This window comes from Anaerorudis cellulosivorans (assembly GCF_025943985.1).
Taxonomy (GTDB): domain Bacteria; phylum Bacteroidota; class Bacteroidia; order Bacteroidales; family Dysgonomonadaceae; genus Anaerorudis; species Anaerorudis cellulosivorans.
Genome location: NZ_JAPCWE010000006.1, coordinates 54,095 through 78,584, shown reverse-complemented (window position 1 = coordinate 78,584; position 24,490 = coordinate 54,095). Strand labels below are relative to the sequence as shown.

General features: G+C 40.9%; 22 protein-coding genes and 1 riboswitch. Of the genes, 21 read left to right on the top strand and 1 reads right to left on the bottom strand.

What is annotated here, in order from left to right:
- Nucleotides 1-18 precede the first annotated feature (18 nt).
- The 14 genes from OLM34_RS04795 (at nucleotide 19) to cbiB (ending at nucleotide 13,471) form a co-directional block, all read left to right on the top strand.
- The gene (locus tag OLM34_RS04795; RefSeq protein WP_264405610.1) at nucleotides 19-696 is read left to right on the top strand and encodes a Crp/Fnr family transcriptional regulator; all 678 of its coding nucleotides are present in this window, start codon (nucleotides 19-21) and stop codon (nucleotides 694-696) included.
- A 203-nt stretch (nucleotides 697-899) separates the two neighbouring features.
- Nucleotides 900-1,550, top strand: a complete 651-nt coding sequence (locus OLM34_RS04790) for a Dph6-related ATP pyrophosphatase (protein ID WP_264405609.1) — start codon at nucleotides 900-902, stop codon at nucleotides 1,548-1,550.
- Nucleotides 1,551-1,570: 20 nt separating this feature from the next.
- Nucleotides 1,571-2,389, top strand: a complete 819-nt coding sequence (locus tag OLM34_RS04785; RefSeq protein WP_264405607.1) for an ABC transporter substrate-binding protein — start codon at nucleotides 1,571-1,573, stop codon at nucleotides 2,387-2,389.
- An 18-nt stretch (nucleotides 2,390-2,407) separates the two neighbouring features.
- Entirely contained in the window at nucleotides 2,408-3,424 is a 1,017-nt protein-coding gene (locus tag OLM34_RS04780) for a FecCD family ABC transporter permease (RefSeq protein ID WP_264405606.1), read from the top strand.
- Nucleotides 3,421-4,239: an ABC transporter ATP-binding protein gene (locus OLM34_RS04775; RefSeq protein ID WP_264405605.1), complete on the top strand. Its 819-nt coding sequence runs from the start codon at nucleotides 3,421-3,423 to the stop codon at nucleotides 4,237-4,239. The genes OLM34_RS04780 and OLM34_RS04775 overlap by 4 nt, the downstream gene beginning before the upstream one ends.
- 133 nt (nucleotides 4,240-4,372) lie before the next feature.
- Nucleotides 4,373-4,564: riboswitch (cobalamin riboswitch) on the top strand.
- A 142-nt stretch (nucleotides 4,565-4,706) separates the two neighbouring features.
- A complete protein-coding gene (locus tag OLM34_RS04770) occupies nucleotides 4,707-6,830 on the top strand; it encodes a TonB-dependent receptor plug domain-containing protein (RefSeq protein WP_264405604.1) in 2,124 nt (707 codons plus the stop codon).
- 13 nt (nucleotides 6,831-6,843) lie between these two features.
- Entirely contained in the window at nucleotides 6,844-7,233 is a 390-nt protein-coding gene (locus tag OLM34_RS04765; RefSeq protein ID WP_264405602.1) for a DUF4430 domain-containing protein, read from the top strand.
- Nucleotides 7,221-7,736, top strand: coding sequence for a bifunctional adenosylcobinamide kinase/adenosylcobinamide-phosphate guanylyltransferase (gene cobU / locus OLM34_RS04760; RefSeq protein ID WP_264405600.1), 516 nt, complete (start codon nucleotides 7,221-7,223; stop codon nucleotides 7,734-7,736). The genes OLM34_RS04765 and cobU overlap by 13 nt, the downstream gene beginning before the upstream one ends.
- A 22-nt stretch (nucleotides 7,737-7,758) precedes the next feature.
- A complete protein-coding gene (gene cobT / locus OLM34_RS04755; protein ID WP_264405598.1) occupies nucleotides 7,759-8,769 on the top strand; it encodes a nicotinate-nucleotide--dimethylbenzimidazole phosphoribosyltransferase in 1,011 nt (336 codons plus the stop codon).
- Nucleotides 8,766-9,530 (top strand): adenosylcobinamide-GDP ribazoletransferase, encoded by a 765-nt coding sequence (gene cobS / locus OLM34_RS04750; protein ID WP_264405597.1) that lies wholly within the window; start codon nucleotides 8,766-8,768, stop codon nucleotides 9,528-9,530. Before cobT ends, cobS begins: the two co-directional genes overlap by 4 nt.
- Nucleotides 9,496-10,038, top strand: coding sequence for an alpha-ribazole phosphatase (gene cobC / locus OLM34_RS04745; protein WP_264405595.1), 543 nt, complete (start codon nucleotides 9,496-9,498; stop codon nucleotides 10,036-10,038). The genes cobS and cobC overlap by 35 nt, the downstream gene beginning before the upstream one ends.
- 6 nt (nucleotides 10,039-10,044) lie before the next feature.
- Entirely contained in the window at nucleotides 10,045-11,505 is a 1,461-nt protein-coding gene (locus OLM34_RS04740) for a cobyric acid synthase (protein ID WP_264405594.1), read from the top strand.
- Nucleotides 11,502-12,521 (top strand): pyridoxal phosphate-dependent aminotransferase, encoded by a 1,020-nt coding sequence (locus OLM34_RS04735; protein WP_264405593.1) that lies wholly within the window; start codon nucleotides 11,502-11,504, stop codon nucleotides 12,519-12,521. The genes OLM34_RS04740 and OLM34_RS04735 overlap by 4 nt, the downstream gene beginning before the upstream one ends.
- On the top strand, nucleotides 12,521-13,471 hold the full coding sequence (gene cbiB, locus OLM34_RS04730; RefSeq protein WP_264405591.1) for an adenosylcobinamide-phosphate synthase CbiB: 951 nt from the start codon (nucleotides 12,521-12,523) through the stop codon (nucleotides 13,469-13,471). The genes OLM34_RS04735 and cbiB overlap by 1 nt, the downstream gene beginning before the upstream one ends.
- Nucleotides 13,472-13,517: 46 nt before the next feature.
- On the opposite strand, the gene OLM34_RS04725 is transcribed toward cbiB, so the two are convergent.
- Nucleotides 13,518-14,573 carry a substrate-binding domain-containing protein gene (locus OLM34_RS04725; protein WP_264405589.1) on the bottom strand — a complete coding sequence of 352 codons (1,056 nt, stop codon included), beginning with the start codon at nucleotides 14,571-14,573 and terminating at the stop codon, nucleotides 13,518-13,520.
- A 231-nt stretch (nucleotides 14,574-14,804) separates the two neighbouring features.
- Between OLM34_RS04725 and OLM34_RS04720 the strand changes: the two genes are divergently transcribed.
- The 7 genes from OLM34_RS04720 to OLM34_RS04690 all read left to right on the top strand — a co-directional run bounded on the left by OLM34_RS04720 (nucleotide 14,805) and on the right by OLM34_RS04690 (nucleotide 24,443).
- On the top strand, nucleotides 14,805-15,380 hold the full coding sequence (locus OLM34_RS04720) for an RNA polymerase sigma factor (protein WP_264405587.1): 576 nt from the start codon (nucleotides 14,805-14,807) through the stop codon (nucleotides 15,378-15,380).
- A gap of 66 nt (nucleotides 15,381-15,446) precedes the next feature.
- Nucleotides 15,447-16,442: a FecR family protein gene (locus OLM34_RS04715; RefSeq protein WP_264405585.1), complete on the top strand. Its 996-nt coding sequence runs from the start codon at nucleotides 15,447-15,449 to the stop codon at nucleotides 16,440-16,442.
- Between the two features lie 222 nt (nucleotides 16,443-16,664).
- Nucleotides 16,665-18,410, top strand: a complete 1,746-nt coding sequence (locus OLM34_RS04710; RefSeq protein WP_264405583.1) for a SusC/RagA family TonB-linked outer membrane protein — start codon at nucleotides 16,665-16,667, stop codon at nucleotides 18,408-18,410.
- Nucleotides 18,400-20,172 carry a SusC/RagA family TonB-linked outer membrane protein gene (locus tag OLM34_RS04705; protein ID WP_264405581.1) on the top strand — a complete coding sequence of 591 codons (1,773 nt, stop codon included), beginning with the start codon at nucleotides 18,400-18,402 and terminating at the stop codon, nucleotides 20,170-20,172. Before OLM34_RS04710 ends, OLM34_RS04705 begins: the two co-directional genes overlap by 11 nt.
- 19 nt (nucleotides 20,173-20,191) lie before the next feature.
- Entirely contained in the window at nucleotides 20,192-21,724 is a 1,533-nt protein-coding gene (locus tag OLM34_RS04700; protein ID WP_264405579.1) for a RagB/SusD family nutrient uptake outer membrane protein, read from the top strand.
- Between the two features lie 31 nt (nucleotides 21,725-21,755).
- Complete coding sequence (locus tag OLM34_RS04695; RefSeq protein ID WP_264405577.1) at nucleotides 21,756-23,258, top strand: PKD domain-containing protein; 1,503 nt, start codon at nucleotides 21,756-21,758, stop codon at nucleotides 23,256-23,258.
- Nucleotides 23,259-23,327: 69 nt separating this feature from the next.
- On the top strand, nucleotides 23,328-24,443 hold the full coding sequence (locus OLM34_RS04690) for a family 16 glycosylhydrolase (protein ID WP_264405575.1): 1,116 nt from the start codon (nucleotides 23,328-23,330) through the stop codon (nucleotides 24,441-24,443).
- Nucleotides 24,444-24,490 lie beyond the last annotated feature (47 nt).

Sequence of the window (24,490 nt, the reverse complement as noted above, 5' to 3'; positions counted from 1 at the left end):
TTTCGATATCTTTGTCGTATGAAAAACGAATGCCTCAATTGTGCCTGCGTCATGAAATCGATGCAGGCGCTCAAAAGCTGTCAATTGGAACAGCTTGAAAGCAATCATGCCATAGTGCAATTTCAGAAAGGTGATCCCATCATCAAACAGGGAATGTTTTCGACCAACGTAGTTTTCCTGAAAAGGGGATTGGTCAAAATTCATATCGCGGGACCTTATCACGAACAGATCGTGCGTTTGGCCAAAGCACCTACCTATTTGGGTTTGCCGACCACGATAGGCGATAAAATCAATCAATATTCCGTCACCGCTGTGCAGGATTCCGAAGTTTGCTTTATCGATCTGAATATCTTTAAACGTGTATTGGAAGAAAACAAAGACTTTTCGTCCTATATCATTCTCGAGTTATGCAAAAGCGAACTCGAAAGCTATCGCAGGTGTGCCAACCGCACTCAAAAGCAAACGCGAGGCAATCTGGCTGATGTTTTGCTTGATTTGTCGGAAAACGTTTTCGAGTCGACTGAATTCGTTTTACCCATTTCTCAATCGGATCTCGGCAATCTGGTAGATGCCAGTCGCGAAAGCGTGAACAGGCTTTTATCCGAATTGATGAATGATGGGATCATCCGCATGGAAGGAAGAAAAATAGAGATTTTGAACAAATATTCACTGCAATTGATTTCGCAGAACGGATAAAGTGGTGAACCTCTATAATTCGATTTTTTTTACCGGCTGTTGCGTGGATTGGGAATGATCATGTATTTTTGCAGTCGATAAAGAAATCCATGTTTTTTCTTATTACACAAAAATAAGCTTTCTATGCTTAACTATGTGTCCATGAAAAGTCAGTAATTCCATTTTTTTCTATCCTTCTCGTATAATAATTAACTTTGCAAATAATGATGAAAGGTTTTATTTCTTGGAGTGGGGGAAAAGATTGTATGAATGCCCTCTACCGTTTTCTCAACGAACAGGACAATGAGGTTTTGTGTTTATTGAACATGACAGATGAAAACAGTGACAGGTCGCGTTCGCACGGAATAAGCAATGACATGATTCGTCGGCAAGCCGAAAAAATGGGCATTCCTCTTGTTCAATATCCCACCTCACGAGAACAGTATAAAAATAATTCGAAAAAAATCATTACTCGATTAAAAGCGGATGGCGTTGATGCAGGGATTTTCGGAGATATTTATCTTCAGGCACACAGGAAATGGATAGAATCGGTGTGTAGTGAGCTGAAAATCAAGGCGTTTTTTCCGCTTTGGGGAGAAGACCCGGGCTACCTTGTGAGGAATTTTATCAAAGATGGGTTCAAAGCCGTGGTTGTTGCCGTAGAGAAAAACAGGATGGACGTGAGGTTCCTGGGCAGAACGATTGATCATGTTTTTTTGAATGATTTGCATCATGTTCACGGCATTGATGTTTGTGGGGAAAATGGAGAATATCATACCTTTGTTTTCGACGGACCGATATTCAATGAGGCGGTACCTTTTGAAACCGGTGTTGTGATTGAAGACGGCGATTGTTGTTTTTTGCAACTTAAATGACTTAGCTTATGTTCATCAATATGAAAATGAAATTTCTCGCTACGGCGTTGTTTATTGCTGTATGGGTATGTTCTTTTGCCCAAAAAACGTACAAAAGAATTGTTTCTTTGGCACCTTCACTTACGCAAAGTTTGTATTACCTTGAGGCTCAAAACAACCTTGTGGGATGCACCAGCTATTGCGAAGCGGCAAAAAAAGACCGTAAGCCCATTGTTGCTTCTGCCGTTAAGCCCAACCTCGAAAAAATAATCAGCTTAAAACCCGACCTTGTAGTAGTTGCCGGATTGACCGATCCGAAGGACATCGAAACATTGCGAAAATTTGGTATCCGGGTGGAAATATTCGAATCGCCCACATCGTTTGCCGGTATTTGCGATCAGTTTGTGCATTTAGGTCTGCTTGTTGGACAGAACGAAAAAGCCCTGGCGATCGTAGAAGGGAGCAAGCGAAAAATCAGCGACATTACTGCAAAAATAAAATGGAAGGGGACGCCTAAGGTATTTTTTCAAATTGGTGCCGATCCTTTGTTTGCAGTTATTCCAAACACGTTTATGGATGACTATATCCGATTTCTTGGCGGAGAGAATATTGCCAAAGATCTCACACACGGTACAGTGGGAAGAGAATTCGTTATTGCAAAAAATCCGGATTATATTTTTATTGCTACAATGGGCATTGTGGGCGAGGAAGAAAAAAAAATCTGGAGTAAATATCCCAATCTGAATGCGGCAAGGAATAACCGGATATTTATCGTCGATTCCGACTTGGCATGTCAACCTACCCCGATCACTTTTGTGCAAACGATGGAAGTTTTGCAGCAAAAGATCCTCGGGCAATAACATCAAACCCTTTGCAAAATGGACAAAAAGACATTATCATGGAGCATGCATGTGTTACTGCTGTTGGTAGCGGTATTTTTTGCCTTCCTGCTATCGCTGAGCGTTGGTGAAGTATCCATTCCCTTTCGAGATATGTTCTCTGTTTTGTCCGATAAAGACAGTATGGAATACGGCGTGCTTTCTTATATTCGCATTCCTCGCACATTGTTGGGCTTTGCTGTTGGCGGCGGGTTGAGCCTTTCAGGAGCCATTTTGCAGGGGATTTATCGCAATCCGCTGGTTGAACCCTATACCTTAGGTATCTCGGGTGGCGCATCGTTGGGTATAACTTTTGCCATCGTGGCAGGACTGCATTTAGCAAATGCTCTTTTCCTGCCGCTTGCGGGATTTATCGGTGCTCTGGCAACCATCTTTCTCGTTTATGCTTTAAGCACAAGAAGGGGAATGCTCGAAATCAACCGCATGCTGCTTATCGGGGTTATGATAAGTTTTATATCTTCCTCGCTTATGATGTTTCTTATGTCGGTAACGTCGGCTGAGAATATTCATGGTATTGTTTTTTGGACGATGGGATCACTCAATGAGTCCAACAATGCGATGATTGGGTTGGTAGTTATATTATCTGTGGCATGTTTGCTCGTTTCTTATATTTTTGTCATGCCCCTAAATGCTTTGCGTCTGGGCGAAGAAAATGCCCGTCATTTGGGTGTTGATTCAGGTACAACCATCCGGATTCTCTTCATCCTTACCTCTCTTCTTACGGGTGCTTGCATATCGGTGGCCGGAATTATAGGATTTGTGGGATTGGTGATTCCCCATATCGTTCAATTGTGGGTAGGATCGGATTATCGCATCAAACTCATTGCCTCATTTTTGAGCGGGAGTGTGTTTTTGATTTTGTGCGATGTGGCAGCCCGTACGATTATTGCTCCTAATGAGCTTCCGATAGGTGTCATTACAGGCATTATAGGTGGCATCGTTTTTATCGTGTTGCTGAGTCGTTCCGAAAAACACTCCAAATTTGTGCAAAGATGAAAGAATTGCTTGTTCTCGATAACGTATCGTGCGGATATAAGAGTGGTTTTTATATCAACGATATCAACTTTTCGCTTTCCGAAGGCATTTTTGCCGGCATTGTAGGACCAAACGGTTCGGGGAAGACGACACTCTTTCGGGGCATTTCAGGGGATCTTTCTCTTCACAAAGGCGCTGTTTATTTCGAAGGCAAAGACTTCTCCGAATTATCGCTTCGCGAGAAAGCTCAAAAAGTGGCTATCGTATCGCAATTTACGGAAGTTGCCGACATCACGGTCGAAGAATATGTACTGATGGGCAGGATGCCTTACAGAAAACAGTTTCAGTTTTTCGACAAAAAAGAAGACGTCGAGATTGCTCACCACTATATGCATCTGACCAATACCTACCGATTGAAAGATAAATCCATGGCAGCCCTTAGCGGAGGCGAACGGCAGATGGCAAGCATTGCGTCGGCATTGACGCAAAATCCGCGACTGCTATTGCTGGATGAACCCACTTCGCATTTGGATATCACGCATCAGGTTCGATTTATGAATCTTATACAGCGGCTCAACGAAGAATTGAAGTTGTCGGTGATGATGATTGTTCATGACCTTTCGTTGGCCGGAGAGTATTGCGATTATCTTGTCATGATGAAAAATGGAAGAATATTCGAAAAGGGTAATCCGGTAGAAGTGCTTACCTATGAGAATATCGAGAAGGTTTACGAAACCGTTGTTGTTGTGGAAACCAACCCTGTTTCGGGAAATCCGGTTGTATTCCCCGTTTCCGAACGCCGAATGAAGGAATTTGTCGAGAAGACAAAACCTTAAGAGACCTAAAAATAGGGGGTCTACCCTTTTTGGCAAATACATAACCGTCGCGAATCGACAGAGCCACTGTCGCTTTTTTACCAAAGCGAAAATGTTTCTATGGTTTTCTGTATTTCTTTGATTTTATTAATTAACTTTGCACCCGCTTTCAGACATCATGGAATTTGGTAGTTTGCACGAGCAAAGAAGCCAAAGCTGTACCCGCAGCCGTATGTTCCAACAAAACGTTTTCTGAATCCTTACGCCACTGTTCCGTTTTGACGGAATGGGAAGGCATCAGAAAACCGGAACGAGCCGGAAGACCTGTCCGAAAGCCTCATCTATCATATGCTTTCGGGAAAAAAAGCAGAGGTGTTTCAAAAAACACAGCGGTTGATACAGCAACATTTCACCCTTGTATCATCATCTCCATTTCCTCTCGAAAGTTTATGGTTAAATACGAATGGTTTAACTATAAATTTTAAAAAATGAACAAAAAAATTTTTTCGGGCTTGTTTGCCCTGAGTTTTGCCGGCATATCGTTGTCGGCACAAGAAACTGTTGTAAGGTCGTATGACCTTAAAGAAGTAGTGGTTACGGCTACCCGTATGCAATTGCCGCTTTCGGCGGTTCCTCAGAAAATAGAAATTATCGACAAACAAAAAATCTTGTCGGTTCCCAACGAAAACGTTGCCGACCTGTTGAAAAGGACAACCAATCTCGATATTATTCAGTATCCCGGAGCATCGGCATCGGTTGGAATGCGCGGATTTCCGCCTTCGGCACACAACCGGAATTATACCCTGGTTTTGGTCGATGGCAAACCTGCCGGTACAACCAACCTTTCTTCTATACCATCGGATTTTGTGCAAAGAATTGAAGTGGTGAAGGGTCCGTATTCGGTTTTGTATGGCTCTGATGCAATGGGTGGCGTTATCAATATCGTCACAAGAAAGCCCGACCATCATCAAACCGGCTCGGCAAGCATAAATGCAGGAAATTTTGGTCAAACAAATATCAATGGATATGCCTCCGGGAGTATCTCGGATAAAAGTTGTCTTTTGCTTGGCTTTTCAAGAAAAGTTCAAGAGAAAGATTACCGTATAGGTTCAAAAAACCTGCTTTCGATTAACGAAACGGGCAAAAAAATTCTTGATGAACAATCGTATGGCAGCATGATGACCAATACGGGATATTCGATTAATCAGTTTACGGGTGGCTTGAATTACAGATGGGATAAGGTGTGGAGTGCTGATGCTGCCGTCGATTTCGTTGCATCGAACGATATTGAAACTCCCGGTAATTATTGGCATTCTTACGGATTAAGCAAAAAAGATTTCAACAAACACAATGCTTCGCTGGATATTAAAAGGGAGGTTGATCACGATGCCTTATTGTGCTCGTTGTATTCGTCGAAATACGATGAAAACAATCACAATAATTCTACCGATGAAGCTTTTATCGATTCAAAAGAGAAAATCGGGCAATATGGCATAAAAATCAACGATTTGCATTCGTGGAACAATATTAGCTTGATCAGCGGAATGGATGTTGATGTTTTCGATGTATCCTCGCAACGTTTTTCCGATAAAATAACCCCAATTAACCCCTATCGTCCCGATCATTCCAACTTGGCAACATCTGTTTTTGTGCAGGGATCATATCAGGGCGACGATTTTTTCGTGAATGCAGGGTTGCGGTACAATTATACCCGCTTTACCCTGGAGGCCGACAAATTTTTAGGGAACGACAAAAAAAGTACCGGCTATTCAAATTTGAATCCTTCGGTGGGTATCAAATATTTTATCTTTCCGATGCTTAATATTCATGCCAGTGCAGGGAATGCGTTTTATGTTCCCGATGCCTATAAAACGGCCGGAATGTACCAGGTTGGAAAAAAACAGTATAGAGGCAACGAAAATCTGAAAGCCGAAACATCCACATCGTTCGATATAGGGTTAAATATTTTTCGCAATGATATACTCGACTTGGATGTTACCTGTTTTCATGCTTTTTACAACAACAAAATTATCTACGACTACTCTCATAACGACTACATTACTTATAAGAATGCCGATGATGCCCGTATGAACGGCTTGGAAATTGTTTTTTCTTCGAATATAGCAAGAATGTTTCATGCCGGATACAATTTAAAGCTTTATGCAAGTGTTACTCACTTGTTCAACGACAATTTTGACGAGGTGGCTGTCGATGCCGAAAACAATAAAAGCATTCTTACAAAAGATATGCTGTACGTACGCAAGACTACCGGAAATTTCAGTATTACCTATGACAATCGTAAGGGATTTATCACCTGTCTGAATGCGCGTTATATCGGGAATAGATTGGAAAATGACTGGTTGACGGGTGGAGAGATACGTCCCGACATCACCTCCGATGACTATTATGCCAAAGGCGGTTACCGTGCTTCCGATAAAATTCTACAACATCCTGCACACTTGATTTTCGATTATTCTGCATTTTGCAATCTTGGCACTCATGCCCGCATGGGTATTTCCGTTGCTAATCTTTTTGATGAGAATTACACCGAAAAAGATGGCTACAATATGCCCGGTCGGAGTATCATGGGGCACGTTTCCTATTTATTTTAAAAATATAGAGGTTATGAACAAAAAAATTATTTTGCTTTTTTCGGTATGTGCTTTCGCATTTACTTTACAGGCACAGCAAAAAGTTTCTCTCGTGATTGATTATTCCGAAGTGAAAGAGAAGGAGACCTTTGAGGTCTTATGGGAAGAAAATATGACCGCATTGACAGCTTTGCAAAGTTGTGCCGAGGTTACTACACATCCTGTCGGAGATTACATTTTCGTAACGGCTATTAATGATGTGAAGGCGACAGTTGGTGTTAAGGCATGGTACTACAGGATTAATGGTGAAAGTGTCAACGTATTGGCATTTCGATATTTTGTAAAACCCGGTGAGCAAATCACATGGATTTATAAAAAGGACGAGTGTTCAAGTAAAGTACAAAAACCGCGATGCGAAAAATAATCTTCATAACGGGAGGTCAACGGTCGGGTAAGAGCCGTTATGCACAAGGGTTGGCAGAAAAATATGCTGCCAATCCTTTGTATTTGGCTACAGCCCGACATTGGGACGACGATTTCGAAAAACGCATCAGTCGTCATCAAGAAGATCGGGGAGAAAAGTGGACAACGCTAGAAGAAGAAAAACAGCTGAGCACACACGATTTGTCTGGAAAAACCGTAGTATTGGATTGCATTACGTTGTGGTTGACCAATATTTTTCACGACAATCGGTATGATCTCGACTCCTCGCTCTTAGAAGCCAAAGCCGAATGGAATCGATTCATCCGGCAGGACTTTACCCTCATTGTGGTAAGCAACGAAATTGGGATGAGTGTGCATGCAACCGATGAAATTTCGCGCCATTTTACCGATCTGCAAGGATGGATGAATCAATACATTGCGGAAACGGCCGATGAAGTATGCTTTATGGTTTCCGGTATCCCATTAAAAATAAAATCAGTATAATCAATTCAATTAATCGATAATTATGGTACAGGAAGAGTTGCAGCGGAAAATCAACAGTCGCACAAAACCGTTTGGTTCTTTGGGGAAATTGGAAAAATTGGCGTTCAAGATCGGGACCATCCAAAATTCGCTTACCCCCGAGCTTAAATATCCAACAATCCTTGTTTTTGCTGCCGATCATGGCATCGTTGAAGAAGGGGTGAGTCCATGTCCAAAAGAAATTACTTGGCAAATGGTTATGAATTTTGTGAATGGAGGGGCGGGAATCAATGTTTTTTCGAAACAACATGGCATTCATCTTCGTGTGATCGATGCTGGTGTCGATTACGATTTCCCCGAAGGGTTGGACATCGAAAATTGCAAGCTTGCCCGTGGAACAAAGAACATGCTTTATGAACCGGCCATGAGTGTGGAACTTTGCCGTACGGCAATGGAGAAAGGGGCCATGTTTGTTTGCCAAGAGTACGATCGCGGCAGCAATATCATAGGTTTCGGAGAGATGGGTATTGCTAACACCTCGTCGGCGTCGCTTCTATTGCACAAATTTTCCGGGATTCCCTTAGAAGAATGTGTGGGCAGAGGTTCCGGCATGGACAGTGCGGGTGTGCAACACAAATTCGAAGTATTGAAAAAAGTATCGGAGAAATACCATCCGAAAACGCCATTAGAAACGCTGGCTACTTTTGGTGGAATAGAAATAGCAATGATATGCGGTGCTGTTTTGGAAGCAAAAAAGTTGAATATGGTGATTGTTGCCGACGGATTTATTTCGTCTTCTGGGTTTCTTGCGGCTTACGAAATGCAACCCGATGTGGCGGATAACGTTATTTTCAGTCATCAATCCAACGAACGTGGTCATAAAGCTATGGTGGAATACATGCATGGTGATCCTGTTTTGCATCTCGATCTTCGTTTGGGCGAAGGAACGGGTGTGGCATTGGCTTATCCTATTTTGCAATCGGCACTCGTTTTTCTCAATGAAATGGCAAGTTTTGAGGAAGCTCACGTATATTGCGTAGGTGGGGAACAATGAAACAGCAGCTTAATCTACTTTTTCATGCTTTTCGGTTTTACAGTCGTATACCGGTAGGAAAATTGGAGTATTCGGAAGAGAATCAGACCAAAGCTTTTCGCTATTTTCCGGTGGTAGGAATTGTGGTAGGAATTGTGGGTGGAGCCATATATGTATTGTTGCTGACTGTCTTTTCATCATCGGTAGCGGTTATTGGGAGCATTGCTTCCATGGTTTTTGCAACTGGTGCACTTCATGAAGACGGTTTATCCGATTTCTTCGATGGTTTTGGTGGCGGGAACACCAAAGAAAAAGTGCTCGACATTATGAAGGATAGCACGGTTGGGGTGTATGGCGTTTTGGCACTTATTGTGTTGTTTTTGACCAAATATTCGCTTTTTCTTTCCATCGATGAACACCTGTTGCCGAAGGTTATGGTTGCTGCTCATGCTTCGAGCCGCTTTATGCCCATTGTCATGATTAATACTTCGCAGTATGCACGTGTCGGGAACAGTAAAGCCATGCACACGCGCAACCATATTGACAGAACGACATGCATCGTTGCGCTTTTGTTTGCTTCTTTTCCCCTTGTTTTTCTATCTTGGCAAACTACAATTTGTGTTGTTGCGATTTATTTTTTACTTTATTCTTTTTTGAAAAGATATGTCGAAAAACGCATTGGTGGTTTTACGGGAGATGTGCTGGGTGCTTTGCAGCAGTTTTGTGAAGTTGGTTTTTATTTTGTGTATGCAGCTCTATCTTGTCAGACATACCCGAGTTGATGTTCCGTCCGGTATTTGTTACGGCATGCAGGATGTGCCTTTAGCCAATACGTTTCATCAGGAATGGGAGGAGGTGAAAAGTCGGTTGAGCGGGATCGATTTTGAATGCACTTTCAGCAGTCCTCTCTTGCGATGTCTTTTGCCGGCAAAAAAGATTTGCGAGGAGGTGATTATCGATGAACGGCTACAAGAAATGAACTTTGGTGATTGGGAAGGAAAATGCTGGGACGAAATTTTTGCTTCGCAAGAGGGGAAACGCTGGTTTGGCGATTATCTGCATGCAACGTGTCCAAACGGAGAATCCAACGATAGGTTGACGGAAAGGGTTCAGGCATTCATAAACGATCTTCCTCAAACTTCGGGAAACATCCTCATCATTACGCATGCAGGTGTCATTCGTGCTTTTTTGGTGTTACTATGTGGGTGGATGGCAAAAAAAGCATTCGATACTCCGATAGCTTATGGGCAGGTAATACAAATAGAAATAACCGCAAATAAAAACAGATAAAAACAGATGCAGAGATTACGACCCATCATGTTTGTCGGTACCGGTTCCGATGTGGGTAAATCGGTTATTAATACCGGTTTCTGTCGCATTTTCCTTCAGGATGGATATGCTCCGGCACCATTTAAGGCGCAAAATATGTCGCTCAACAGTTATGCTACAAAGGATCACCTTGAAATCGGCCGTGCCCAAGCAGTTCAGGCAGAAGCCTGTGGTATCGATTGCAGAGTCGAGATGAATCCCATATTATTGAAACCTGTAAACCATTGTACCTCGCAGGTTATGTTGAACGGCAAGCCCGTGGGGAACAAATCGGCTTACGACTTTTTCAACAAAACCGACAGGGATGCCCTTTTCGAAGAAGTGATGAAATCGTATCGGAGTCTTGCATCGGTATACAATCCGATGGTTATTGAAGGGGCGGGTAGTATTTCGGAAATCAACCTTTGGGAAAAAGATATCGTGAATATGCGGGTTGCGTTGGAAACGCAAGCGGCTGCATTTCTCGTTGCCGATATCGACAAGGGTGGTGTTTTTGCATCTGTTTATGGCACTGTCCTGCTTTTGCCTACGGTGGAGCGTAATGCAATGAAAGGTATTATCATCAATAAATTCAGAGGTGATATCGGCTTGTTTGAAGAAGGGAAGAAAAAACTCGAAGCCCTTACGGGTAAACCTGTGGTTGGGGTTATACCGTATTTTTCTGATGTGTTTATCGAACAGGAAGACGGGGTGATGCTCGAAAAGAAACTGTCGGTTTTTTCACCTTCTGAGATTAATATCGGTGTGGTTTTGTTGAAGCATCTTTCCAACTTTACCGATTTCAACATGTTGGAACAAATTTCCGGCGTGAATCTTTTTTATACGGATGTTCCCGATGAACTTGTAAAAGCAGACATTATCATCCTTCCCGGATCGAAAAACACCTTATCCGATCTGAAAATGCTGCGCATAAATGGTTTGGCGAAAGTTATTCTGAAACATCATCAAGACGGCAAACCCGTTTACGGGATCTGTGGTGGTTATCAGATGATGGGGAAGGAGATAAGTGATCCTGAAGGAGTGGAAGGCGATATCGCATGGCTTCCAGGATTGGGTATTCTGCCTGTGACCACCATTCTTACCCGGGGTAAAAAAACGCGGCAAGTCGGCTTTACTTTTGTCGATGAATCCTGCAGAGGGGAAGGATATGAAATTCATGCCGGATATACCGAGAGCGATCATCCGTTGTGCAGATTGGATAACGGCGAAGGCGACGGGTATTACCTCAACGATTTTACGTGGGGAACCTATATTCACGGTATTTTCGATAACCGGAGTGTGATCGATCATGTGTTGCAAACGGTAAAACCCGGATTGCATTCGGAAGTCGACTACAATGCAAGAAAAGAAGCGGGTTATGATCGGTTGGCACAGATTATCCGCCATCATGTGGATTTGGAATATATTTATCAAAGCATGCAGTTATGATTGGCGGACACGGCAACGATTTATACGCTTTCGGTGGCAAAATTAAAGCCGATTTCAGCTCCAATGTGGCGTATAATAATGCTTCAGCCGAGATTATGGCTTATTTGGGTACACAACTGAACCGGATTGTAAATTATCCCGATCCGGAGGCTCGTGAATTGGTTCGTAAGATAGCCCTTCATCATGGCGTGAATGTGGAAAATGTGTTTGTAACCAATGGTTCTACACAAGCATTTTATCTGTTGGCACATTATTTTTCGAAAAAAAAGACCGTCATTGCTTATCCGGGTTTTGCGGAGTATGAAGACGCCTGCCGGTTGTATGGGCATGAATTGTCTTTTGTACCGATATCGCAACTTTTCGGTTGCGATTTTAGCGAAACAGACACTGTATGGTGGGGAAATCCCAACAATCCCGACGGAACACTTACTTCGTCTGAAAATGTCAAAAACGTTTGTGAAAGATATCCGGATACGGTGTTTATTATCGATGCTGCATATGCCGAATTATGCCCATCTTGTGAAAACATGGTGCCTTTGCAACAAGACTTTCTCAATTTGGTAACAGTACATTCACTTACCAAAGCATTTGCTGTTCCGGGTTTGAGGCTCGGATACCTGATTGGCGACGAAAAATTGATTGCGGGAATATCATCATTGGGTATCCCGTGGAGTGTGAACGCACTTGCACAGGAAGCCGGAATTTATATCATGGACAATTATGATGACCTTATGCCCGATGTAAACGCGTTGTGTGACGAATCTGCTGCACTTCAACGGCAGCTGAGCCATATCGTTCAATTGGAAATATCGCCTTCGGCGTGCACCTTTTTTCTGGTAAAAATGAATGCCGGAACAGCCCCAGAACTGAAGCATTTTCTTGTCGAAAAGCAGAGGATTCTCATCCGGGATGCTTCTAATTTTAGGGGATTATCGCCCTGGCATTTTCGTCTTTCTGTGCAAGGGGAAGAAAATAATGCACAACTTGTTGCCGGATTTGAAAATTATTTTGGCTGATGTTTTTTTCGTTTTCCCCCTGTACTGATTTCTTATGGGCGATGTTGTTTGGTTTGATGCTGGATTCCGTTTTGGGTGATCCCCGTTGGTTGCCTCATCCGATTCGGCTGTTTGGCAATATGATTGTTTTTTTCGATCAAAAATTAAACAACGGCAGTTTCCGGAAAGTCAAAGGTATTTTTACGGCTGTTCTGCTGACAAGCATTGTTTTTTGGTTTTTCTGTCTCATGGAATTTTTGATGAAAGAACAGGGTGTATTCAAAATCATTTTTGATTCCGTTTTCTTTTTTTACGGCATTAGCAACCGTAGTCTTATTGATGAAGCACTTAAGGCGGAGAAGTTTGTAATGAGAAAGGATATATTAGCTGCACGAAAGCAATTGAGCATGATTGTGGGGCGAGATACCTCTACATTGTCGTTTCATCAGATTCGCACAGCAATTCTTGAAACGCTTGCCGAAAACCTCAGCGACGGAGTTATTGCTCCGATGTTCTTTTATGTTATAGGGGGTATTCCACTAATGATGACATACAAAATGATTAACACGATGGACTCGATGATTGGTTATAAAAACGACCGTTATCGGGATTTTGGATGGTTTGCCGCCTGCATCCTCGACGACTTCTTTAATTATATTCCGGCACGTTTAACGGCTCTTTTCATGATTGTGCTCCCTCCTTCTGTAAGAGGTTTTCGTTTTGTGGTAAAATACGCCTATTGTCACCCCAGTCCCAATTCGGGTTTCCCGGAATCGGCATTGGCAGGTATTCTCGACTGTCGGTTTGGCGGAACGAACATTTATCATGGTATACCTGTGGAAAAACCCTATATAGGCAAAAATAACAGGGTATTATCTCATTTTGATGTGATGAAGGCAATTGCAGTTAATCTTCGCGTTGTTTTGTTTTTTGTACTACTTACTTTGTTCGTGGTGTATTTCTTCTATTAGATCAGATTTTTTATCTCAAACAGGCTCTATACGTTTTTTTCAAAAATTAAAATTCTTGATAATAATCGATGGTTTCTTTGGTGAGGATATCCAGAGGCATGTAGTTTTCTACTTGGATGGGATTTCGATAAATTAAAAATTCGATTAATGTTTTCATCGCCATAAATCCTTGTCGTTCGGGATTCTGACCTATCAAAAAATCGATGTGTTCATTTTTAAGCGCTTTAATATTTTGTGCCGTCAAATCGATACAAACGAGCTTGATGCTGTTGATGTGGTTTTTTGCAAGGTAATTGGCAATCACGTTTCCTCGTGAGTTTAAAACAACAATTCCCCCAATAGCATTGTTCTTATGGAAAAAATCGGTCAGCAAAGTATCGTTCTTTTCGGGTTCGAGTACCGAAAAAGGAATGCGATGAACATGATTGGGCAATTTTTTTTCTTTGAGGTAATCATCAAATCCTTTTTTTCTTAAAATGGTTGTATTGGCACTTTCATCGCCTATTCTGACTGCTTGCAGAATGCCAATGTCAGATGTATTGTGCATGATCGCTGTGATGAGTTTGCACATCAGGTAGCCGCAAGTGTAGTGATTGGATGAATAAAATGCCAAGGGAGATGTTTGTTCTATCATGGAATCGACAAAGACATAGGGGATGGATTGTTGATGGAGGTCCAAGGCAAGATCGATGGTTTCTTTCTTGAAAGTGGGGCCGATGATGACGGCATCAGCAGGAAGATCGAGAATTTTTTTGAACGTTTCGCGACAAGAAAAGATATCGTATTGGTTATAGGTTTGGATCAGACAATTAACATTGATGTTTTCATATTCATCCAAAGCGCGTTGAATTCCTTTATGAATGCTGTCCCAGTATTCTCCTTCTGAAACGGTTGGTGTGGTAATAACGATTTGATATTTTTTTTTCAGGGAGAGCCCGGAGATGTGGATATTCGGTTTGTAGTTGACTTGTTCCAACACTTCTTCAACAGCTTTTCGGGCTGCTTTTGAGACGTTCCCCCTGTTATGAAGCACCCTGTCGACGGTTCCTGTAGACACTCCAGCTAATTTTGCAATGTCTTTAATCCGAATTTTCTTTTGCATTTTCTCCTTGTTATATTTTGAATACTTTCGTGTATTCTTCGGCAAATAATTTTTTGTTCGGCAAATATAACATAATGCTTTATAAATCGCGAATCAGAATTCAAATTAATGGATTTATTTACGATTTCATGACTCCTAAAATTAAAATAATGTGCAATTTGTTTGGTAGAAATGTATATATTTGTCTCGTTTTTGGAAAATATTTTGACTTTCAAATTATTATCTTTGGTTATGAAAGATAATTTTCCCATCGTCCAAAACGAAGATCATGCCTTGTTTCTTTTGATTAAGAAAGGAGATAGCGATGCTTTCGCTTTGATATATCAAAAATATCATTCCTATTTGTATTCATTGGCATTGCGTTATTTGAAAGACGTGGAAGCAGCTGAGGAAGCCGTTCAGCATGTGTTTGTGAAATTATGGGAAAGCACTCGGCACATCGAGATAGAGATTAATCTGAAAAATTATCTTTATACCATGACCAAAAATTACATTCTGAATTATTTTCGGGATAACAAAAAAATGATTTCGATAAATTATTTGAATGCGCAAGAAGAGATTTCAGCTGATGAAGATTTTCCAACGTTACTCGAAGAAATGCAGCTATCAGAAATATTAAAACAAGGTATCGAGAAGCTTCCTCCCCAAAAAAAAGAAATCTGCAAAATGAAAATGGAAGAAAATATTAGTAATCAAGAAATTGCTGACCGAATGGGTATTTCAATACATACCGTTAAGTCGCATTACCAGGAATCCATAAAAATGCTCAGGAATTATTTTCGAAAAATAAAATTAATGTTGTTTTGAAAAAAATGGTTTTGACTCATATTTTTTGCGTTTTGTGTGTCTATTTTATAAAAGAACATTGATTTCATGAGTTTATCCGGAAAGGACACAATAAAAAAAGTAATTGACGGCACATCTTCCAAAGAAAATGCGCGGTGTGTTGTGGATTGGTTTTCTTCGACCATAGAAGGACAACAATTTTTGTCGGATATGATCGATCGGGATAGCTATTTGATGGAGAATGAATTTACCGGTCAGAAAACGATTTCTTCTCTTCAATCGGAGATTATTTTATCAAAGATTAACAGAGAAATTCGGAAAAAACAATTCGTCCGTATTTCTTGTCGGGTGGCAGCCCTTGTTATTCCTTTTGTTGTTTTGCTCGGTTTCGGTTTATATTTGAATTCCCAAGTCGATCTTTTCGGAAAATCTCCGTATGCCGAAATTTATATACCTAGAGGTGAAAGTGCCCGAATTTTGTTTCAGGATGGAAGCGAAGCTTATCTGAATGCAGATACCAAAATACGTTATCCTCAAAAGTTTGGGTTGACCAAACGTCAAGTATATGTTGAAGGGGAAGCCTATTTCAATGTTTCGCCCGCAAAAAAACGTCCGTTTATTGTTCATGCAGGCAATACAAGTGTGAAAGTATTGGGCACGTCGTTCAATGTAAAGGCATACAACGATGAAGAGAAAATAGAAGTGGTATTAGATGAAGGAAAAATTGAGTTTCGAACATCCGGGAATCGGCATTCTCTTTTACCGGGTCAGCAGCTTGTTTACCATAAAACGAATGGGGAATCGGTGGTTCGGAATCTTTCAAAATCAACCAATCTTTCGCTATGGAAAAATAATATTTTCTATTTTCATGATACTCCCCTCGCAGAAGTTCTTCGCATGTTGGAAAGAAGATATGGTGTTTCTTTTGAGGTGAAAGATCGGAAAGCATTGGAGTATTCGTATACCATTACAACACATCAGACTACCATTGCCGAAATACTGCACGAACTGCAAAAAATTGCCCCTGTGAAATTTACCTCTCGAGGAAGTATAATGGAAGTTACTGTTGCAAAAAGCAGATAAGTATCCTTTTACTTTTATTTTTTATTTTTTCTTTCACGGAGCTAATTTAATATTTTGGATGTTTATCCTTTTTTAACTAATACCTTTTCGCATTAGCGGTGTCAAAGTAATAATTAATACCAAAATTATTAAAAAATAATTTCATTAAAAGCATCAATAATTTTAAAAGTGAAGTTAGTTTATTTTTATCTCTATGTTTAATTTTTAATACATTAACAAACCATGGGAAGAATTCTTTACAAAAAGCGTACGGTTATTCTGTTCTTTCTTTTGGCGTTCAGTTTTACTGTAAGTTCAGCGCAAAAAGTGAGTTTGGATTTCAACCGAAAAAGCTTAAAAACGGTGTTGGAGAGTATTACTGAGCAAACAGGTTACACATTGGCTTACAGTAAAGAGGTGGTGAACCTCAACGAACGGGTAACTATTCGCGTGGCCGATGCCGACCTTACTCAGGTATTAGATGAGTTGTTATTGCCTCGTAATATCGGTTACGAGATTAAAGACAACAAGATTTACATTTTTGACCTACCGGCTAAGAAAGAAGCCTCTGCAAGTCAACAAAATTCACAGCAGAATCAAGTTCAAATCAGAGGTAAGGTTACAGACGTCAATGGTGAGCCAATCATTGGAGCCAATATTTTTGTGCCGGGAACAACGATTGGTACGATAAGTGATTTGGAAGGTAATTATGTTTTGACTGTTCCTAGAGGTTCAGTAGTTCGGTTCTCTTATCTCGGATATGTCGATCAAGAATTTACTGTTAATGAGCCTACTACATTGAACGTTAAGATGGAAGAAGAGGCTAAAACGCTGGAGGAATTGGTGGTAATTGGCTATGGGGTACAGAAAAAAAGTGTTGTGACTGCTGCTATTAGTAGGGTTACGGCAGAAGAATTGGACGTGCCAAGACCTTCTCGAATAGAGGATGTTTTGAAAGGAAAAGTTTCCGGAGTTCAAATAACGCAAAGTTCCGGCCATCCCGGTGCAGAATCCAAAGTGCGTATTCGTGGCATTGGCACTGTGAATAATAGTGATCCTCTTTATATTGTAGATGGAATGCCGGTAGATGGCGGTATCAATTATCTTAATCCAGTCGATATCCAGTCCGTGGAAGTACTCAAAGATGCTGCTTCAGCTGCAATTTATGGAGCTCGAGCTGCTAACGGTGTAATTCTGATTACAACGAAAACAGGAGAGGGTGTTGTAAAAGGGATTGGAAAACCTGTTATTAATTATGATTTTAATTATGGATGGCAAAATCCATGGAAGAAAAAGTCGGTATTAAATGCTAAAGAATACATGGTAATAATGAACGAAGCACAGATTAATGATGGGAATTTACCGAGATATACTAAGGATCAAATCGCTATGGCAGGAAAAGGTACTGATTGGCAAGAAGAAACATTCAACTATAATGCGCCTGTGCAAACTCATCAACTTAGCATGAGTGGAAATTCAGAAAAAATATCCTATTTTCTTTCCTTGGGATATTTCAGTCAAGATGGTATTATAGGGGGAAATTATGGAAAATCGAACTATGAAAGATGGAGTTTACGTACAAATTCAACCTATAATGTGTTTGAAGATAAAGAGCGCAATATTTTCAATAAGTTAAGGGTTGGCGTAAATGTTGGATATTCTAGAGATAATTCCACAGGCATCGAGACTAATTCTGAATATGGTTCTGTTTTAGGGAGTGCATTAGCTTTTAATCCACGTGTTCCTGTTTATGCCCCTGAGACTTCGAATGATCCCGATATTCAGTCGATTTCAACCATTCTAGCAGCACATCCTTATGCAGTAACAGATAAAGAGGGGAGGGTCTTTTCTATCCCACCGGCAGGTTTTCAAGAGATTGCTAATCCTGTTGCCATGTTAAATCAACCACGGTTGGACCGTTGGAATTCGGATAAATTTGTTGGGACATTTTGGGGGGGAATTAGACGTGTTGCCTGGTTTGAAATTTAAAAGCAGCTATGGTTTTGATCTTGCTTTTTGGGGCGATGATGGCTATGAGTATCCCTATTTTCTGGCTACGCAGGGCAAGGATGTAAATCAGAGTTCCGTATGGAGCCAAATGAATCGGGGATATAAATGGCAGGTTGAGAACGTGTTTACGTATAACAAATTGTTTTCGGATATACATAATTTGACATTTGTATTGGGACAATCGGCACAAAAATATACTTATCGACAACTTGGGGGAAGCGACTATGATTTATTGGGAACTAACCCGATTTTGGCAACCATAAATGCCGCTACCGCTGATCGTGACAAAGAGCGTATTTATGGCGGAACGGGTGGGTATAATTTCACTTCATTAGCCTCTTATTTTGGGCGATTAGATTACAACTATGCTGAACGATACATGCTGCAAGCAACAGTTCGTCGTGATGGTTCTTCAAGATTTGGACCAAACAACAAATGGGCTGTTTTCCCTGCTTTATCCATAGGATGGAATGTCTTAAACGAACCCTTTTTTGAGGAAAATCATCCCGAATGGATTGACTCATTTAAACTTCGTTTCAGTTGGGGTAAAAATGGGAATGAAAATATAGGTAATTTCCGTTATACTTCATTGATGGATGGGGGGCAAAATTATTATTTTGGAGGTGGGTATTCTGTTGCAACAGCAACAAAAACCGGAACCATGCAATATGGAACTTCGCCCTCTGCTTTACCGAATCCCAATGTTAAATGGGAAGAATCCGAACAAACCGATTTTGGTTTCGATGCCCGCTTTTTACGCAATGCTCTCACCTTTAGTTTCGATTATTTTAAAAAAGAAACCAACGGCATGTTAATGGATCAACCCATACCGAGTTACGTTGGACAAAGTGCTCCCATAGGCAATGTTGGCGATATGGAAAATTGGGGACTCGAATTTGAATTGGGTTGGAGGCAGACAATTGGTGATTTTAAATATAACGTGGTAGCCAATGCCTCTTATTTGAGGAATAAATTGATAAAGCTGGGTAATGCCTCCGGAGAAGCCATTTATGAAACTGCAGGTGCTTCAGGGCTTGGAAGTTTTATCAAAGGGAAAAACGGTGAAGTGTGGCCATTTTTTTATGGTTACAAAACAGACGGAATCTTTCAAAATCAAGAAGAGGTAGATGGATATGTGAATTCAAAAGGTCAAAAGTATCAACCTAAAGCCCAAGCTGGAGATGTTCGTTTTATTGATTTTAATGGCGACGGCACAATAGATGACAATGATAAAACAAAAATTGGAAAAGGTATGCCTGATTGGACTTTTGGATTGACGCTTGGTGCAGAATGGAAAGGATTTGATTTGAGCTTCTTCTTCCAAGGAACTCAGGGAAATGACATGTTTGATTTTTCCATGCGTGGTGATATACCGGCAATGAACCGTCCATCATGGATACTAGAACGTTGGCATGGAGAAGGGACTTCAAATACAATTCCGCGGATGACCAGTGCCGATCCTAACGGCAACTGGCGTTCTTCAGACCTTTACATCAAAGATGGCAGTTTTATGCGCTTAAAAACAGCACAAGTTGGTTATATTTTACCTGTAGCATGGACAAAAAAAGCAGCGATTCAGCAATTACGGATATACATTTCTGCTGAAAATCTGTTGACTTTTACCGGTTATGACGGATTTGATCCTGAGGTTGCTACCGGCGATTATACCAGGATTGGAGTTGATCGGGGTGTTTATCCTCAATCAAGGACAGTATATCTTGGTGCTAACATATCTTTCTAATCATTTAATATATTGAAGTATGAAAAAATATCAATTATTATCTATCATAACGGCAGTTTTGATTGGCATGCTTTCTGTCACTTCTTGCAGTGATGATTTTTTAACGGCTTCTTCTACTGAAAAATTGGAGTCAGGAGGGCCTGCAACTGAAGGTTCCATTTTGTCAAATCTTGCCTCTGCATATCAGATTCTTTTGTTTGATAGTTATGCAAACTACAATTACAATGCTGTTTTGTTGATGTCGGACCTTCGTTCGGATGATTTGTACAAGGGAGGAGGGAGTGCCGGTGACCAGGAACAACTTTACAAATTATCCCAATTTACTTCTACGGCAGCTTCTACTCTCGATGGATTATGGAGCATTTATTTTACGGGTTTGGCTCGTTGCAACAATGTGATTATTTCTTGCGATAATGCTGTAAATGTGAAAGAGGAGAAATTGGAACAATTTAAGGCAGAAGCTCATTTTTTGCGGGCATATTATGTCCACTTACTTTGGAAATTTTGGGGTAATATTCCTTATTTTGAAAAACCGCTTTCAGATCCTCCATATATGGCAAAACAGTTACCGGCCGATTCTATTTACAATAAAATAATGAAGGATGTTGATTTTGCCTGCGTTGAAGGTCGTTTGCCGATGAAAACTACAGGAAACGATTTGGGGCGGGTATCACGTGCTGCTGCATTAATGTTGAGGGCGAGAGTGGTTCTTTATCAAAAAGACCAATCCCGATATGCTCAAATAACAAACGATATGGCAACCATTATCAAAAGCGGAAAATATGAACTGTTTGAAGATTTCGATGCTATGTGGAAAGATGAGAACGAGTTCTGTAAAGAATCGATTTTCGAAAGTAACCAACTCCCTGAAGGAAAAGGATGGGGAAATGCTTGGTCGGGCTACGGAACGAATTTGCCTGCTTTTATTTCACCTGCCGATTTGAAGGATCCCGACGGTGTATTTAAAGGGGGTTGGGGTTTCGGACCGGTTCGTCAGGCAGCTTATGATATGTATGAACAAGGCGATAAACGCCGTGATGGATCGATCAACAAGTGGGATGACGGACTTTACACGGCTCGTTTCCAAAATACCGGATTATTTCAACGCAAGTATGCAGCACGTGTCGGATACAATCCTCCTCCGGGAGATGTCGATTTAAATTACTGCAACAATTTACGCATTTTCCGTTATGCAGAAACATTATTGAATTATGTGGAATTAGTGAAAATTCATGGTCAGGCAGAAGTGCAAGGTGTTAGCGCACAAGGGTGTCTCGATCAGATTCGTACACGTGCAGGTTTGGGTTCTATTCCGGCAACTGAAGAGAGCATCAAATTGGAACGTCGACGGGAATTTCTAGGTGAAGGTATGCGTTTCTGGGATTTGGTGCGTTGGGGCGATGCACCGACAGTTTTGACGGAAAATGATTCCGAACATAATTCTGTGCGTACTTTTGAGGAGTGGATGAAATATTTGCCGATTCCGCAAGGTGAGATGGAAAAAACGAAAGGAACAGAGTTTGAATTAAAACAAAATGGAAATTGGAAGTGATCCATTTCTATTTTTAAAAGAATAAATAATTATGAAAAGCATATTAAAAAATGGAATTTGGATATTGCTGTCAACTATTATGTTTGCAGCATGTAGTCCTCAGGAAGATAACAGGTATTCATTAGGTGAATTAGGTACAGTCACCGCCGATATCGTATCTTTTTCTCAAGCACCTTCCGCTACCAGTAACAATGTAATTCTTTTTACAAATACTTCAAAGGTAAATTTTCCTGTTACTGCTGTTTGGGATTTGGGAAACGGTTCTACGGCAAGGGGGAATAAAGCAACAGGTTCTTATCCGATGAAAGGAGATTATACGGTTACGCTTACCCTGTATGCAGCAGATGGTTCTTCCGCTTCGCATAGCGAAGTAATCCATATAACTGAGAATGATTTTGGATTGATAAGTACACCGGCTTATGTTAATTTGACCGGAGGAATTGATGATCCGGATGGAAAAACATGGGTATTTGATCAATACAACAATTTTACAAAAGAAGTTAAGCAAGCCACGGGGTTTGATATTAAAGGTCACATTGGGTTGGGACCTCACAATAGTTATTCACAGGAATGGTGGGGAGCAGGGCCTAATGAAAAAAGCATGTGGAAAATGTACGATTTCAAGTTTACCTTTATTCAGGATGGTGCTCGCTTGATAATAGAAACTGCAGGTGAAGGATATGGGCGAAAGGCTTCGGCTGCTACAATCGGAGGATTTAATGTGACAGGATCAAGTGGCGATGATGTCTTTTTCCCTTATGAAGGAGGCTCTTACACCTTTTCTATTAATGAAAGCGGACAATATCCTGTGTTGACTTTATCAGGAAATGCTTTCATGGGATATTATTGCGGTACACAAGATTACGAAATTATTTATCAAACGGATAAGGTGATGGCTTTGCGGGTTGATAATCAGGTTGAAGGACAGGATTGGATTTTTGTCTATTGTCTGGAAGAGCTGAATGTTGCTGCACCTCCCATAGTCAAAGAACCAAAAGCAAAGCCTTTATTCGAGGATTTTGAATCGGGTAAGCTGACTGTTAATTTTGTAACTCAGGATATGGGACCGTTAAGCGGCATTGTCGACAATCCGGCCCCTGTTTCCATTAATACTTCAAATAAAGTGTATCGTTATCAAAAAACGACCGCTTTCTATAGCAATTTATCTTTTACTGCGCCCGATTATAAATTTGATTTGACCACGCAGAATAAAATTCGTGTGAAAGTGTATATCCCTTCTTATAATGATTATGAAACGGAAAATGCTGTGGCGGGGGATTGGATTACCGAAAAGAGATTACGTCCGCAGTTAGCTGTTAAATTGCAAAACAGCGATATGGGGGATAATGCATGGCAAACGCAAACAGAGATCATAAAAAGAGACCTTACGATGGATAGGTGGTTGGAACTTGAATTTGATTTCAGCAGTGTAAGTGATCGACAGGATTATGATAAAATTGTGATTCAATTTGGCGGAGAGGGTCATGCCGGCCAGGGTTTGTTCTTCTTTGATGATTTTACTTTTTGCGAATAAAACAATAATTAATAAGGCTGCCGTGAATAGCGGCAGCCTTATTTGTACTAGTTTAAGATAATGAAGAAAATGATCAGTATATTTCTTATTGCTTCTTTTATGTTGGGTGCGTGTTCAGACGGAGATAATCCAACACCTGAACCGCCCGAGCCGGGAAAACAGATAGAAATTACGCTTAATCCTGAACCCGGAGAATTTTCCGGTGCCGGAGAAACGAAAAGTATAATTGTTTCGGCAAATGCCGATTGGACGGTTACTTCTAGCCAGCTTTGGTGTATGCTTTCTGTAACGAAAGGGCATTCGGGACAGACGAGTTTACGGATTACCGTTTTAAAAAATCCTTTCGAAACACCACGGACAGCTCAACTTATATTTACTTCCGACGATGCTTTTACTAAAAAGGTTACTATAACCCAACAAAAAGGACAAGAGGAGAATTATGTCCCTGAAGGGTATAATTTGGTGTGGAGTGATGAATTTAACGATTCGCGAGAAAAAGAGGGAAAGCCGGCTATGCCGAGTACCACCAACTGGTGGTTTGAAACCGGGGCTCACGGATGGGGAAATAACGAGCTTCAAAATTATATCGATCGTTTTATTGGTACGGATACTTGTGCTGTAGTTACCGAGGGAACGTTAAAAATTATTGCCAAAAAAAGAGGAACGGAGGTAATTTCCATTCGCATGAATACAGTGAAAAGTTGGCAATACGGCTATTTTGAAGCCCGTCTGCTAATGCCGACCGGAAGAGGTACATGGCCGGCTTTTTGGATGTTGCCGAAAGATTTCAAAAATTGGCCGCTCGACGGTGAAATCGATATTATGGAATATGTAGGATACGATCCGAATGTAGTCCATGCATCCATACACACTATGGCTTACAATCACTCCATCGGAACACAGAAGACGGCTTCCAAAAGAATTCAAAATGCGGAGACCGAGTTTCATGTTTACGCACTGGAATGGACGGCAGAGAAAATCACGGCTTTTGTCGATGGGGAACCTTATTTTACTTTTCTTAACGATGGGAAAGGCGATATTAATACATGGCCTTTCGACAAACCGTTCTATTTAAAACTTAATCTTGCTTGGGGAGGCAACTGGGGTGGTGCACAAGGCATAGACGAAACGGTTCTTCCGGCAACCTACGAGATTGATTATGTTCGGGTTTATCAGAGTAAATAATACAATCTGATTTTCATTAATTGTAATTTATTAATTTAGGAGGAATT